14 protein-coding genes are annotated in these 14,200 nt (G+C 40.1%); all 14 read right to left on the bottom strand.

Going from position 1 to position 14,200, the window contains the following annotated elements:
- Positions 1-202: 202 nt before the first annotated feature.
- Positions 203-1,018 (bottom strand): endonuclease/exonuclease/phosphatase family protein, encoded by an 816-nt coding sequence (locus HT689_RS06030; RefSeq protein WP_172923551.1) that lies wholly within the window; start codon positions 1,016-1,018, stop codon positions 203-205.
- 51 nt (positions 1,019-1,069) lie between these two features.
- Positions 1,070-3,250, bottom strand: a complete 2,181-nt coding sequence (locus HT689_RS06025) for a PTS transporter subunit IIBC (RefSeq protein ID WP_173225330.1) — start codon at positions 3,248-3,250, stop codon at positions 1,070-1,072.
- A 406-nt stretch (positions 3,251-3,656) separates the two neighbouring features.
- Positions 3,657-4,583 carry a permease-like cell division protein FtsX gene (gene ftsX, locus HT689_RS06020; protein WP_000625541.1) on the bottom strand — a complete coding sequence of 309 codons (927 nt, stop codon included), beginning with the start codon at positions 4,581-4,583 and terminating at the stop codon, positions 3,657-3,659.
- Positions 4,576-5,268 (bottom strand): cell division ATP-binding protein FtsE, encoded by a 693-nt coding sequence (gene ftsE / locus HT689_RS06015; RefSeq protein ID WP_000022265.1) that lies wholly within the window; start codon positions 5,266-5,268, stop codon positions 4,576-4,578. The genes ftsX and ftsE overlap by 8 nt, the downstream gene beginning before the upstream one ends.
- A gap of 17 nt (positions 5,269-5,285) precedes the next feature.
- Positions 5,286-6,381 (bottom strand): peptide chain release factor 2 gene (prfB, locus tag HT689_RS06010; protein ID WP_172923548.1). Its coding sequence is split into 2 segments (ribosomal slippage): positions 5,286-6,308 and positions 6,310-6,381, totalling 1,095 coding nucleotides; the frame shifts between segments, so codons are not numbered across the junction.
- A 107-nt stretch (positions 6,382-6,488) separates the two neighbouring features.
- Positions 6,489-7,145, bottom strand: a complete 657-nt coding sequence (locus tag HT689_RS06005) for a CBS domain-containing protein (RefSeq protein ID WP_172923547.1) — start codon at positions 7,143-7,145, stop codon at positions 6,489-6,491.
- 467 nt (positions 7,146-7,612) lie between these two features.
- Positions 7,613-8,323: an ABC transporter ATP-binding protein gene (locus HT689_RS06000; RefSeq protein WP_050091862.1), complete on the bottom strand. Its 711-nt coding sequence runs from the start codon at positions 8,321-8,323 to the stop codon at positions 7,613-7,615.
- Complete coding sequence (locus tag HT689_RS05995; RefSeq protein ID WP_172923546.1) at positions 8,323-9,087, bottom strand: ABC transporter ATP-binding protein; 765 nt, start codon at positions 9,085-9,087, stop codon at positions 8,323-8,325. Before HT689_RS05995 ends, HT689_RS06000 begins: the two co-directional genes overlap by 1 nt.
- Complete coding sequence (locus tag HT689_RS05990; protein ID WP_000662290.1) at positions 9,087-10,043, bottom strand: branched-chain amino acid ABC transporter permease; 957 nt, start codon at positions 10,041-10,043, stop codon at positions 9,087-9,089. The genes HT689_RS05995 and HT689_RS05990 overlap by 1 nt, the downstream gene beginning before the upstream one ends.
- Positions 10,044-10,046: 3 nt before the next feature.
- A complete protein-coding gene (locus HT689_RS05985) occupies positions 10,047-10,916 on the bottom strand; it encodes a branched-chain amino acid ABC transporter permease (RefSeq protein WP_000941427.1) in 870 nt (289 codons plus the stop codon).
- A 266-nt stretch (positions 10,917-11,182) separates the two neighbouring features.
- Complete coding sequence (locus HT689_RS05980; RefSeq protein ID WP_173225327.1) at positions 11,183-12,343, bottom strand: ABC transporter substrate-binding protein; 1,161 nt, start codon at positions 12,341-12,343, stop codon at positions 11,183-11,185.
- Positions 12,344-12,427: 84 nt separating this feature from the next.
- Positions 12,428-12,694, bottom strand: coding sequence for a YlbG family protein (locus tag HT689_RS05975; RefSeq protein ID WP_050223575.1), 267 nt, complete (start codon positions 12,692-12,694; stop codon positions 12,428-12,430).
- A gap of 78 nt (positions 12,695-12,772) precedes the next feature.
- Complete coding sequence (clpP, locus tag HT689_RS05970) at positions 12,773-13,363, bottom strand: ATP-dependent Clp protease proteolytic subunit ClpP (RefSeq protein WP_000613475.1); 591 nt, start codon at positions 13,361-13,363, stop codon at positions 12,773-12,775.
- Positions 13,364-13,536: 173 nt separating this feature from the next.
- The gene (gene upp, locus HT689_RS05965; RefSeq protein WP_000515974.1) at positions 13,537-14,166 is read right to left on the bottom strand and encodes a uracil phosphoribosyltransferase; all 630 of its coding nucleotides are present in this window, start codon (positions 14,164-14,166) and stop codon (positions 13,537-13,539) included.
- Between the last annotated feature and the right edge of the window lie 34 nt (positions 14,167-14,200).

The following is a 14,200-nucleotide window of genomic DNA, read 5'->3' as shown; positions in this document are numbered from 1 at the left end:
TTTGAATTTGATTTTCGAAGAGTATTAGGCGATTTCCAGTAGCTTCTCTAATAAGAAAAAGGCTGGAATTTTATAATCCCAACCTCTTTTCATACTCAATGAAAATCAAAGAGCAAACTAGGAAACTAGCCGCAGGCTGTACTTGAATACGGCAAGGCGACGTTGACGTGGTTTGAATTTGATTTTCGAAGAGTATCAGTTATTATTTCCAGTTTAAAATAGCACTCAAGCCATAGTGATCACTGACTTGCGGACTATTGTTACCATCAAATACAACATGTAAATTTTCTACCTCTAACTCTTTGGTAGTAAAAACATAGTCGATTCGAAGGGGTTCAGTGTTCCCTTTCCATCCATCTATTTCTGGTGGAACAGTATAGCTACCACTTTTCTCTTGAGCAACTTCAAAAGCGTCTTGTAAGCCCAATGGACTAGCTAAAATAGCTTGGTAGCCTTCCTTACCGGCTGGGTTGTTGAAATCTCCAGCTAGCAAAAGTGGCTTATTCAATTCTTTCAAGACAGCTTCAAATCGTGCCCATTCTTCTTGGAAACCTTTATCCCACCAAGAAAGGTGGACACTTGCAACTGCAAGCTCCTTACCATCAACTACAGTTTCAGCCAAGGCAACACGGCGAGTATGATAGTCTGTTGGATCATCCACATCTGAAACCAAAATTTCTCTGGCTTCAATAGGTGTTTTAGACAAGATAGCTACACCTTCGTGGTAGCGATCATAACCGATATGGTTATAGGCCCAGGTCCAGTAGTAATTTTTCCCTTGCTCAGACAACTTTTCAACCAAGAGTCTAACATAGTGATCTTGGTGAATAGGCTCAGCTGCTGGCAAAGCTTGATAAAGATCATTGACCTCCACCTCTGGCGATGTGATCTCCTGATTGATTTCTTGGAAACAAATCAAATCATAGTCTTTTTCAAGAATATCCTCAAGCAAAATCTGGAATTTTTCCTCTGCTTCTTTTTCCATCCAACTGTGAGTATTGAGTGTTAAAAATTTCATGCTTTTCTCCCAAAATAAGAGGTTGGAATACAGCTTCCAACCTCAAGTATATTACAATTCTACTTTAGCAACTGCTGTTTTAGCTGCAAGAGAACCTGTTTTTTCTAATTTAACTGATTTAATTGCATCACCATTTGTGAAGACAACTACTGTTGAAGTTTCACGTCCTGCTGCACGGATAGCATCCAAGTCAGCTGTGACAAGGAGATCTCCTGCTGCAACTTTTTGTCCTTCAGCAACATGAACTGTAAATGGTTTACCTTCAAGACTTACTGTGTCCAAACCAATGTGAACCAATACTTCAAGACCTGCTTCAGTCACAATACCAAGAGCATGTTTTGTTGGGAAGATGCTTGATACAGTACCTGAAACTGGAGATACGATATTTCCATTTGCTGGTTCTACTGCAAATCCATCACCCATCATTTTTTGAGCAAATACTGGATCTTTTACTTGTTCCAAAGCAACAACTTGACCGTCTGCTACTGAGTAAACTTCCTCAGTAAGACCTTTGAAGTGAACAGTGTTTTGTTGTGCTTCAGTCATTTGGCTTGGAAGAGTTTCAGGAATGATTTCACCTGAATCAAGGATATCTTGGATATCAGATTTCAATACGTCTGCTTTTGGACCGTAGATAGCTTGAACCCCTTGTCCTTTCATGACAAGACCCATAGCTCCTTCTGCTTTCCATTGCTCTGCATTTCCTACTTTATCTGCATCTTTAACAGTTACACGAAGACGAGTCATACATGCGTCAACATCAACGATGTTTGCACGTCCACCAAGAAGGTTGATAATGTTTACAGCTTGAGAGCCTGCTGCAACTTTTACTTCGCTACTAGACTCTTCTGAACCTTCAGCAGTTTCGTAGTTTCCGTTACGCCCTGGAGTTGCGTAGTTGAATTTTTGAATCATGAAGTTTGCGATAAAGTACATGATTACGGCAAAGAGAACAGTTACCCAAACGAAGTTAATGATATCCATACCGATACCAGCATTAATTGCTAGTGGTGTACGAGTCAAGAACTCGATTGAACCGAATGAGTGGACACGTAGGTTTACTACGTCAGCCATAGCGAAGGCAGCACCTTGAACAAGTGAGTAAACAAGATACATAGGTGTTGCTACAAACATGAACATGTATTCGATTGGTTCAGTAACCCCTGTCAAGAATGTTGCAAGAGCTGTCGCAATCATCATACCTTTGTATTTGTGTTTCTTGTCAGCATCAACATTACGGTAGATAGCCACAACCACACCCATCAAGATACCGAATGAACCGATCATTTGTCCAACTTTGAAACGAGCTGGATGTACTGTATCTAACAAGTGTTGGTATTGACTAGCATCAGTACCTTTAAGGTTTACAAGGTCTGTTACCCATGCAAGCCAAAGTGGATCTTGACCAAATACTTGACTACCTTTAGCTGCACCAGTTAAGACATCATAAGTACCACCAAGAGCTGTGTAGTTCATTGGGATAGTCAACATGTGGTGAAGACCAAATGGCAAGAGCAAACGTTCCAATGTACCATACAAGAATGGTGCAAGGATTGGAGCAGTTTCTTGTGAGTTGGCAATCCAGATACCAAAGCTATTGATACCAGTTTGCACAAGTGGCCAGAAAGCAGCAAGTACAATTGCAGCAATTATTGAACGAAGAATAACTACAAATGGTACAAAACGTTTTCCGTTAAAGAATGAAAGTGCATCAGGAAGCTTACGGAAGTTATAGTATTTATTGTAAGCAGTTGCTCCAATAAAACCAGAAATAATCCCTACGAATACACCCATGTTAAGTGCTGGAGCTTCCATAACACTAATGAAGTAATCAGCAACTTTGATTGATCCACCAAAGAGAGTTGTTACCATAGCTTCTGGATTTTTCAACATATCTCCTGATACACCAAAGATTGTACCAGTGATACGGTTGATTAGGATAAAGGCAAGACCAGCGGCGAAAGCACCACCAGCACGTTCTTTAGCCCAGCTACCTCCAATGGCTAGGGCGAACAAGATATGAAGGTTAACGATAACCCCCCAACCGATTTGTTCTAGTACACCACCAGTAATAACAAGTGGTGCAAAGGTTGGGTTAATCATCACGATAGACTTACCGATTGAAATCATCAAACCAGCAGCCGGCATAACCGCGATAACCACCATCAAAGCCTTACCGAATTTTTGCCAAAATTCGAAAGACAAGACATTTTTGAATGTATCTTTCATCATTCAAATCTCCTTTATTTTTATTTAGGCAAACGTTTTACGAAAACGTTTGCACCTTTTATGATTTAATTATACCACTTTATTTTTTTTTGTAAAGGCTTTTATAAAAAAAATTACACTTTTTCAAAAAAATTTCCAGTGCAAAATTTCAAGTTCAAATTAGTCATCAAGAAGTCTTCTCTGGGAGACTTCTTTATACTCTTCGAAAATCTCTTCAAACCACGTCAGCGTCGTCTTACCGTATATATGTGACTGACTTTCTACAACCTCAAATCAGTATTTTGAGCATCCTGTGGCGAGCTACCTAGTTTGCTCTTTGATTTTCATTGAGTATTAGAAGTCCCTTTTCAAAAACTCTTGTAGCAAAAAAGGAGATTTTACAACCTCCTCATAAAAGTAATTATTTTACCTAAATCTTCAAGAATCGGCGCATGGATATTCCTGATCCCAATGAACCAATGAAAATTCCAATCACAAATAGTAGGGCAATCATCAAAGGACTAAATAAATCTGGACTAATCATGGATAGATTTTGCCCTACCAACGATTTGTTGACAGATTGGTAAACCATTTGATAAACAATAAAGACCAAAACAGATGGTGCGATAGCTCCCAATAAACCGATAAAGGCTCCTTCTAACAAGAACGGTCCACGGATATAACTGTTTTTAGCTCCGACCAAGCGCATGATTTGAATTTCGCGACTGCGGGAAATAATGGTAATACGAATGGTATTTGAAATCAAGAAAACTGCGACAAAAATTAACAAAGCAGCAATCCCTAGTCCCCAAACACGGATAAATGAAGCTAACTTGAAGAGTCTTTCTGTATTGGCACCGCCATCTTGAACCTCAGAGACACCTTCAATTTTTTTAGCATCTTCGGCTATAGTTTTTACATCATTTGGAGTGTTTGCCTCTACAATATAGGCATCATAGAGAGGATTGGCATCTCCTTCAAAGATTTTCCAGTTATCTCCCATTGTCTCGGTTAATTTTTCATATTGTTCTTCTTTACTTGAAAAGGTAACACTCTTAACCGTAGACATGTTCTTCAAAGAATCATATACCTTGTGGTAGTCATTATTTGTAACAGTTTGACCTTCTTTTTCAATTGTCTGACTGTTATCTTCCACATCCTTTCGGATATAAACTACTACACGGACATTATTTTCAATATCTGTAGCTAGTTTCGCTGTATTGAAAATAACAGAAGCAAATATTGCCACTAAGGTCAAAGTAATCATGACTGAACTGACAGCAGCTACTGTCATCCAACCATTTCGTTTCAAACTTTTTAAGGCTTCAAATAAATGGCGAAAAAATCTACTAATCATCGTATCCATACTCTCCTTTTGATTCGTCACGAACGACACGGCCATTTTCAATGGCAATGACACGGTGGCGCAAGGTATTTACAATCTGGCTATTATGAGTCGCCATCAAAATAGTTGTCCCTTGTAGGTTAATCCGTTCCAAGAGATTCATAATTTCCCATGAATTGTCAGGATCCAGGTTTCCTGTTGGTTCATCGGCTATCAGTACTTTGGGATTATTTACAATGGCACGCGCAATCGCAATCCGCTGTTGCTCCCCACCTGAGAGTTCATTGGGGAAAGAACGAACCTTGTGCTTCAAGCCAACCAAGTCCAAAACTTCCATCACTCGTTTTTTGATATTACGGCGATTTTCCCCGATTACTTCCATAGCGTATGCAATATTCTCATAGACCGTTTTCTTTGGCAAGAGTTTATAATCCTGGAAGACAACCCCAACACTACGACGTAGAAGCGGGACATCTTTCTTTTTAATCTTAACCAGATTAAAACCAGCAACTGATAGGCTTCCTTTATCGATTTTTACTTCACGATACAGAGAACGAATAAAAGTTGACTTACCTGCTCCTGAAGGTCCTACGATGTAAGCAAATTCCCCCGGTTGAACGCTGACCGAAACACCGCGTAGGGCAGTCGTTCCGTTGTCGTATTTTTTGACGACATCTCTCATTTCAATGATTGACATATGAGTTCCTTTCTATCTTAGCTAATGCGCCACTTGAGATAGGCATCGATAAAACCATCTAGGTCCCCGTCCATAACCTTATCTACCTGAGCAACCTCAAAGCTAGTTCGGTGATCTTTTACCATAGTATAAGGTGTGAAGACATAAGAACGAATTTGGCTTCCCCATGTGATTTCTTTTTTCTCACCCTTGAGGGAATCTACCTCCGCAGCTTTCTTCTCTTGCTCCATTTGATAGAGTTTAGCCTGCAACATCTTCATAGCTCGATCTCTATTTCCATACTGGGTACGATCCACTGTTGATTGGACAACAATTCCAGTTGGAATGTGGGTTAAACGTACACCTGTTGAAACCTTGTTGACGTTTTGTCCACCGGCACCACCTGAACGGAAGGTATCCATCTTGATGTCATCTTCCCGGATTTCCACTTCAATGGTATCGTCCAACTCAGGCATCACTTCTACAGATGTGAAAGAGGTATGACGACGTTTGGCAGAGTCGAACGGCGAAATTCGCACCAAACGGTGCACACCCATTTCTGACTTGAGAAGGCCGTAGGCATTAGGACCTTCAAATGATAAGGTTACCGACTTAATACCTGCCTCATCACCTGCTTGGTAATCCAATACTTCCACTTTAAAGCCTTTAGCATTACCATAACGAGTATACATACGAAGCAACATATCGCCCCAGTCCTGCGCCTCAGTACCACCAGAACCTGGATGGATTTCCAAGATGGCATTGTTGTGGTCATAAGGTTCTGACAAGAGTAGAGTCATCTCGTAGCTGGTCATCATCTTATCAAGTTCGGATAACTGCGTTATCAATTCTTCATGCACCGACTCATCTTCAGATAAAAAGTCCAATAAAATTTCAACTTCATCCTGCAACTCTTCCATTTTGTGGAAGGTGTTGTAGGTGTTTTTTAATTCATTTAATTCTTGCGACGTTTTTTGGGCCGCGATATTATCGTTCCAAAAATCAGGTTCAGTCATCTTATTTTCCAAGATGGCAATCTCTTCCTCTAGACCTTCTAGGTCAAAGAGACCCCCTGAAAGAAGATAATTTTTCACGATTTGTGTCAATTTTCTGACGGATTACTGAAATGTCCATAAATACTCCTTTTTTACATCATTTCATTATAGCATATTTTATCATTTCTTTCCATCTTTTGCTATAATCCCTTTTTTATGAAAAAAGAAGCCTTTGGGCTTCCCTTTTTACAAGACTTTTGCTGAAGTGCGAGTGATTTCTTCCACTTGAATACCATTTGCTTCAAATTTTTCTTTCAAGGCTGGTAAATCAATTGATCCATCGATTTGAACTTCGATAATCACCTTACCATCCTTACGCGGAATATTGACTATATGAGAGATATTCAAATTTTCTTCAACGATTAGAGAAACAATCTTACTAAGAACGCCAACTTCATCTTCTGTAACAAAGCGCACACGAATTCCTTCTTCACCATAACCAGCAATTTCAAGAAAGGCTTGGAAAACGTCACGGTCCGTAATAACTCCGTATACTTGATGATTATCTACGACAGGAAGAATACCAATCTTGTTTTTCAACATCAGATAAGTTGCATCTTCTAGACTCGCATAGCCTGAAACAGTGACAACGTCACGAATCATGACATCTTTTACTTTTGTCTTATTCAGAAGATAGTTCATCTCATAGATAGAAAGACTTGTTGCTTTGGATGGACTAGCTTGCGCAATGGTTCCTTCAGTCACCAAACCAACCAATTGATCATTTTCGATAACAGGCAAGCGGTGCAACCCTTGCTCTCTCATCAAATCTGCTGCATGAGATACTGTTGTATCTGGACTAATATACACTACCTTGCGGGTCATAAAATCTTTAACTGCCATGAGACTTCTCCTTTTCTATTCTTATCCCTATTATACAATCTTTTTGTAAATCTATCAAACGCTTACATTTCTTTTTCAAAATTCAGAAAAGTATGAATAAGCTAGCAAAAAGAGCTCTAAAATCGAGCTCTGTGAATGAAGGTTAGAAACGTTTCATTCGATTTTTTCAATTATTAGAAATTAAGCTTTCAATGTAGATGAATATTGCTTTGCAATCTAAATATGCCGACTAAAAAGGTCCACTGGACTATAATGATGATTACTTCGTAATTTCCATCCGCAACCTAAACTAGTCTCCCAGACTATGCGAAGATTACTTCGTAATCCTTATCCACCGACTAAAAAGGTCCACTGGACTATAATGATGATTACTTCGTAATCTTCATCCACCGACTAAAACAATCCACTGGATTTGATGATTGCTTCGCAATCTCTATTCACCGACTAAAAAGGTCCCCCGGACCTTTTTAGCCACCTAGATATGCTTTTCTGACTTCTTCTGATGAAGCGAGTTCTTTTCCTGTTCCGGATAGGACGATTTTTCCTGTTTCCAGCACATAGCCTCGGTCAGAGATTGCGAGTGCCTTATTAGCATTTTGTTCAATCAAGAGGACGGTTGTTCCTTGCTTCTGGATGTCTTGAATGATATCAAAAATCTCTTGGATAAAGATTGGGGCAAGTCCCATTGATGGTTCATCTAAAAGAAGAAGTTTTGGTGTTGACATGAGGGCGCGTCCCATGGCAAGCATTTGTTGTTCTCCTCCTGAAAGAGTAGCTGCATCTTGGTTCTTCCGTTCTTCAAGACGAGGAAAGCGTGAAAAGACCTTCTTCAAGTTAGCTTGATTTTCTTCACGATTTTTCTTCAAGAAAGCTCCCATTTCAAGATTTTCCATAACAGTCAAGCCAGGAAAGACGTGGCGGCCTTCTGGAACTTGTGAAAGACCACCTGCCACGATTTTTTGAGCTGGCATTTTTTGGATTTCTTGATCTAAAAATTCAATCTTTCCTGAACTCGGTCTAACCAAACCAGACAAGGTACGGAGAATGGTTGTCTTACCTGCACCATTGGCACCGATAAGGGAAACGACTTCTCCTTCATTCACTTCAAAGCTTACATCACGGACTGCTTGGATCATGCCGTAATGCACAGAAAGATTATCAACTTTTAACATAGACATTAGGCTTCACCTCCTAGATAAGCTTCGATAACGCGTTTATTGGTCTTAATTTCTTCTGGAGTTCCCTGAGCAATCAAACGACCGTATTCGAGTACGTAGATGCGTTCTGTTACTTCCATGACCAGATTCATATCGTGTTCAATCAGCATGATCGTAATTTTAAATTCATCTTTGATGCGACGAATTAACTCAGTCAATTCGGCTGTTTCCTGCGGGTTCATACCTGCTGCTGGTTCATCTAAGAAGAGAATTTTAGGTTCCGTAGCGAGGGCACGAACAATTTCCAAACGACGTTGTTGTCCGTAGGCAAGATTTTTAGCAAGCGTTTCTGCATCACCATCTAAATCAAAGATTTTCAACAATTCCAAAGCCTTAGCCTTTAATTCTTTTTCACTCTTGTAAAAAGCTGGTAAGCGTAAGAAACTAGCAAAAACATGTTGTTTGTGATGGTTGCCAAAAGCAATCAAAACATTGTCCAAAACTGTTAAATCTTTAAAGAGACGGATATTTTGGAATGTACGTCCAAGTCCCAAAGAAGCAATCTTATAAGGTGACTTTCCATTCAAAAGGTGACCATCTAGGGTTACTGTTCCCTCGCTTGGTTCATAAACACCCGTCAAGAGGTTGAAAAGAGTGGTTTTCCCAGCTCCGTTTGGACCGATTAGTCCAACCAGTTCCCCTTCGTTCAATTCAAGAGTCACATCTCCAACAGCTGTTAGACCGCCAAAATGTTTGGTTAACTGTTTTACTTCAAGTAATGCCATTAGTTTTGTTCCTCCTTCTTAGATTTTTTAAAGAAACGTGATAGGCTCAATTCCCATGTTCCAAGAAGTCCACCTGGTCTGAAAATCATTACCAAGACCAAGGCCAAAGCGTAAATAATCATACGCACGCTGGCAACATCTTGGAGAAGCATATTCAAAATTCCCAGAACAATAGCTGAAACAATGGCACCTGTAATGGAACCAAGTCCACCAAATACAACAATGATCAAAACGTTGATTGAGTTAATGAATGTATAATCTTTCGGTACAACAGACCCGATAAATCCTGCCTGAAGTGACCCTGCAATACTTGCAGTAATGGCACCAAAGACAAAAGCGATAATTTTAATTTTAGTCGTATTAACCCCAACAGACTCAGCAGCGATTTCATCCTCACGAACGGAGAGGGTTGAACGACCAATAGGGCTACGCAAGAAGTTCAAGGTTGCAATGGTTGTAATCACAACAAAGAAGTAAACCATTTGCCAAGTTGTAAAGTTTGGAATTCCCAAGATACCTGCTGCACCATTTGTAAGGCTTCCGCCATTGATGATAAAGATACGGATAATTTCAGAAACACCTAGAGTCGCTACCGCAAGATAGTCCCCCTTCAAGCGCAAGGTTGGAATCCCGACAAGTAAGGCAACTGCTCCTGAAAGTAAAGCCCCTACAAGCATGGCTCCAAAGAAGGCACCGTAGGTTGGTGATTTAGAACCAATAATAGCTGCTGCATAGGCACCAATCGCCATAAAACCAGCATGACCAAGTGAAAATTGTCCTGAAAAACCAACGATTAAGTTGAGACCAACAGCCAGAATAATATTAATTCCAATTTGTTGTAAAATCTGTACATAGAATAGGTTGAGTACTCCGACTGAAACCAGTACACTAATCAAGCCATAGCCAGCTAACAAAAGGAGTAACCATAGAATATTAACTTTTAAATTTTCTTTCATCGCTTACACCTTCTCTTTCACATTTTTACCAAGGATACCAGCTGGGCGGACAATCAAGATCAACAACAAAATTCCATAAACAATGGCATCACGGAAGTCTGACATTCCAAAGGCTGTCGCAAAGGTTTCCAATAGACCAATCACAAAACCACCAAGAGCCGCACCAGGAATGATTCCGATACCACCAAGTACTGCGGCAACGAAAGACTTAAGACCTGGAGTAACCCCCATCAAAGGCTCAAGAGAGTTATAATAGAGGGCAATCAGAACACCAGCTGCACCCGCAAGAGCTGAACCCAAAGCGAAGGTAAAGCTGATAGTACGGTTTACATTGATCCCCATCAATTGCGCCGCATCGCTATCTACTGATACTGCACGCATGGCTTTCCCCATCTTAGTCTTTTGGACAATGACTTGTAACAAAATCATCAAAATCAAGGAAATGGCCAAAATCATTAACTGCACGTTTGTTAGGCTAACTGGTCCCAGATCATAGCGAACTGTTTGAATCGCTTGAGGGAAGGCACGAGTATTGGCACCAACCAGATAGACCATGCCATACTCCAATAGGAAAGAAACCCCAATAGCTGTAATCAAAACAGCAATACGAGTAGAGTGACGCAAAGGTCGGTAAGCAAGGAACTCAATCACGACACCAAGAATAGCTGTCGCTAGCATAGCTACAATAAGCGCTACAAAGAAATTCATTTGGAAAGAATTGATCAAGAAATAACCGATAAAGGCTCCCATCATATAAATATCACCGTGGGCGAAGTTGATGAGCTTGATAATTCCGTAAACCATGGTATATCCTAGAGCTAACAGCGCATAAACACTACCTAGAATCAAACCATTTACTAGTTGTTGGAGCATAAGATTCACTCTTTCTATTTATAATTTTGAGAGTTTCCCCTCACTTTTTGATAGGTTCTTATACTCAATGAAAATCAAAGAGCAAACTAGAAAACTAGCCGCAGGTTGCTCAAAGCACTGCTTTGAGGTTGTAGATAAGACTGATGAAGTCAGTCACATATATAATCCAAGACGACGTTGACGCAGTTTGAAGAGATTTTCAAAGAGTATTAAACACCGAAACAGGGAGTGAGTCCGAGGCTCATTCCCTATTTCAACATTTTCTATTATGGTTTTACAACTTCTGCTGCTTCAACCTTACCATTGTTCATGGTCATCATGTAAGCAGTTTTGACTGTGTTGTGGTCCGCATCGAAGCTTGTTTGACCAGTTACACCTTCAAAATCTTTTGTTTTAGCAAGATTATCCTTGATTTCACCTGAGTTTTTAGCACCTTTTGCTGCATTTGCTACAAGGTGAACTGAGTCATAAGCCAAGGCTGCAAATGTTGAAGGCTCTTCATTGTACTTAGCACGGTATGCATCAAGGAAGGCTTTTGCTTTAGCTGAAACTTCTACAGTAGTTGAGAAGCCTGAAATAAAGTAGATGTTTGATGCTTTTTCAGCAGTTGCTTGTTGTACAAACTCTTCACCGTTGAATCCATCACCACCAACGATTGGTTTGTCAATTCCCATACCACGCGCTTGGTTTACAATTTTACCAGCTTCAGTATAGTAACCAGGAACGATGATAGCATCAAAATCTTTCCCTTTCATTTTTGTAAGGGCTGCTTGGAAGTCTGTGTCACCTGCTACGAAAGTTTCATCTGCAACGATCTCACCCTTGTATGATTCGCGGAAGGCTTTAGCAATCCCTTTAGCATAGTCACTGGCATTGTCAGTGTAAAGAACAACTTTCTTAGCATTTAATTTTTCAGAAACATAGTTTGAGATAATTTTTCCTTGGAAGCTATCTTGGAAAGTTCCGATAAAGAGGTAATCTTGACCTTTAGTCAATCCATCTTGAGTCGCACTTGGCGAAATCAATGGAACACCTGCTTTTGTAGCGTTCGCTACCGCAGCTGCAGTTGCACCAGATGTCGCAGGTCCTACGATTGCTGATACTTTAGATTGGGTTACAAGGTTAGTTGTTACTGAAGCAGCCTCAGCTGTTTCAGACTTGTTATCTTTATCGACTACTTCGATTTGTTTTCCATCGATACCACCTGCAGCATTGATTTCGTCAACAGCAAGTTGGGCACCTTTTTGTTCAGATGTTCCGTAGGCTGCTACGGCACCAGTTTCTTCGAAGTTAAATCCGATTTTGATTGTCTTTTCCTCTACTGAGTTACCAGCAGTGTTGACTGCTCCAGACTTTACTTCTCCACAGGCTGCAAGAAGTGCTACACTTGCAAGCGCCACAAAGGATAGGGCAAATTTTTTCTTCATCTTTTTTTGTCTCCTTATTTCTTAAATAGTCTGTTAAGAATATACCGAATTATCAGAAAATTGTCAACACTTTTCTTTAAATTTTTATCTGATAACGTTTTCCTCTCGATAAAGATTGCCCACAAAGGGTGTTTCCAGCTCTTGGATATGACAAACTCTGACTTTTTTTATAAACTTTTCCTTGCTCAAGCGCCCGACCAATTGCTCCACTTCTTGAGTTGGAACATAGAGTTGTAAGTAACGATGTTTCTTGGAATGATAGGTAATATCTCCATAATCCTGCAATTTTTTGGCATCACGATTATAGTAAAGATAGATAATCAAGCCAGAGCGATTGACTTTTTCAAACATGATAAATCCTCTTTCTAAGAACTCTCTCCCTATTATACCAAAAAAAGCAAACCCAGTCGAGTTTGCCTTCTTTCATCATTAGTTCAATGAATTGTTGGCCATGATTTCATCAATAAAGCCATATTCAAGTGTTTCTTGGGCACTCATCCAGTTATCGCGTTCTGCATCTGCGTGGACTTTTTCGATTGACTGACCTGAATTTTCAGCCAAGATTTTTTCCAAGGTATTACGAGTTTTAAGCAAATGTTCTGCAGCGATCGCCATATCAGTCTGTTGGGTACCACCACCTGTACCACCCATTGGTTGGTGAATCATATACTCTGCATTTGGAAGCATGAAGCGTTTACCTTTTGCTCCACTTGATGCAATGACCGTCCCCATAGATGCGGCCATACCCATAACGATGGTTTGAACATCTGCCTTGATAAAGTTCATAGTATCAACGATTGCCAAACCAGCTGAAACGGAACCACCAGGTGTATTGACATAAAGGTAAATATCTTTTGTACTATCTTGGGCATCCAAGAAAAGCAATTGGGCAATAACAGAGTTGGCCATGTTGTCTTCAACTGGACCAGTCAGCATAATGATGCGGTCTTTGAGAAGACGTGAGTAAATATCGTAAGAACGTTCTCCACGGCTTGTTTGTTCAATAACTACAGGAATCATTTATTTCTCCTTTTGAGTTTTATTTTTGTTGGTCAAATGACTGAAGATAAGACTATTATAATATCTTGGTCAAAAAAGGTCAAACTTTTGCTCTGCTTTCATTAGACAGAAACAAAAACCCAACCTCCTTTCGTGACTGGAAATACTTTTCCAAGTCATTCTTCTTTTCGATCTTATTTTGTACCGAACAAGCGGTCTCCAGCATCTCCAAGACCTGGAACGATATAACCGTGTTCGTTCAAACGTTCATCCAAGGCAGCTGTAAAGATTTCTACATCTGGATGAGCTTCTTGAAGGGCTTTTACACCCTCTGGAGCAGATACAAGGCAGACAAATTTAATATTTGATGCGCCACGTTTTTTAAGCGAGTCAACAGCCAAGATCGCTGATCCACCTGTTGCCAACATTGGGTCTACCACAAAAATTTGACGTTGGTCAATGTCCTCAGGCAATTTCACCAAGTATTCAACTGGTTGAAGCGTTTCTTCATCACGGTACATACCGATATGGCCAACTTTGGCAGCTGGAACCAAGCTCAAGAGACCATCAACCATCCCGATACCTGCACGCAAGATTGGAACGATGGCCAATTTCTTACCAGCCAATTGTTTTTGAACTGTTTTTGTAATTGGTGTTTCGATTTCCACATCTTCTAGTGGAAGATCACGAAGTACTTCATACCCCATCAACATTGCAATCTCATCTACTAGCTCACGAAAAGCTTTTGTAGAAGTATCTGTACGACGCAAGATTGACAATTTGTGTTGAATCAGTGGATGATTTATAACTTCAATTTTTCCCATTTTTGGAATTCCTTCTTTCAATTTATTCTTCTTA

The organism is Streptococcus sp. 2342 (assembly GCF_013276795.1).
In the GTDB taxonomy this organism is placed as follows: Bacteria; Bacillota; Bacilli; order Lactobacillales; family Streptococcaceae; genus Streptococcus.
The sequence above is the reverse complement of the archived record's forward strand: the minus strand, read 5'-3'. Positions and strand labels throughout refer to the sequence as shown.

Excerpts from the sequence above, each read along its gene's own strand:
- HT689_RS06030 (WP_172923551.1), bottom strand. The coding sequence starts at position 1,018 with ATGAAATTTTTAACACTCAATACTCACAGTTGGATGGAAAAAGAAGCA.
- HT689_RS06025 (WP_173225330.1), bottom strand. The coding sequence starts at position 3,250 with ATGATGAAAGATACATTCAAAAATGTCTTGTCTTTCGAATTTTGGCAA.
- ftsX (WP_000625541.1), bottom strand. The coding sequence starts at position 4,583 with ATGATTAGTAGATTTTTTCGCCATTTATTTGAAGCCTTAAAAAGTTTG.
- ftsE (WP_000022265.1), bottom strand. The coding sequence starts at position 5,268 with ATGTCAATCATTGAAATGAGAGATGTCGTCAAAAAATACGACAACGGA.
- HT689_RS06005 (WP_172923547.1), bottom strand. The coding sequence starts at position 7,145 with ATGGCAGTTAAAGATTTTATGACCCGCAAGGTAGTGTATATTAGTCCA.
- HT689_RS06000 (WP_050091862.1), bottom strand. The coding sequence starts at position 8,323 with ATGTCTATGTTAAAAGTTGATAATCTTTCTGTGCATTACGGCATGATC.
- HT689_RS05995 (WP_172923546.1), bottom strand. The coding sequence starts at position 9,087 with ATGGCATTACTTGAAGTAAAACAGTTAACCAAACATTTTGGCGGTCTA.
- HT689_RS05990 (WP_000662290.1), bottom strand. The coding sequence starts at position 10,043 with ATGAAAGAAAATTTAAAAGTTAATATTCTATGGTTACTCCTTTTGTTA.
- HT689_RS05985 (WP_000941427.1), bottom strand. The coding sequence starts at position 10,916 with ATGCTCCAACAACTAGTAAATGGTTTGATTCTAGGTAGTGTTTATGCG.
- HT689_RS05980 (WP_173225327.1), bottom strand. The coding sequence starts at position 12,343 with ATGAAGAAAAAATTTGCCCTATCCTTTGTGGCGCTTGCAAGTGTAGCA.
- HT689_RS05975 (WP_050223575.1), bottom strand. The coding sequence starts at position 12,694 with ATGTTTGAAAAAGTCAATCGCTCTGGCTTGATTATCTATCTTTACTAT.
- clpP (WP_000613475.1), bottom strand. The coding sequence starts at position 13,363 with ATGATTCCTGTAGTTATTGAACAAACAAGCCGTGGAGAACGTTCTTAC.
- upp (WP_000515974.1), bottom strand. The coding sequence starts at position 14,166 with ATGGGAAAAATTGAAGTTATAAATCATCCACTGATTCAACACAAATTG.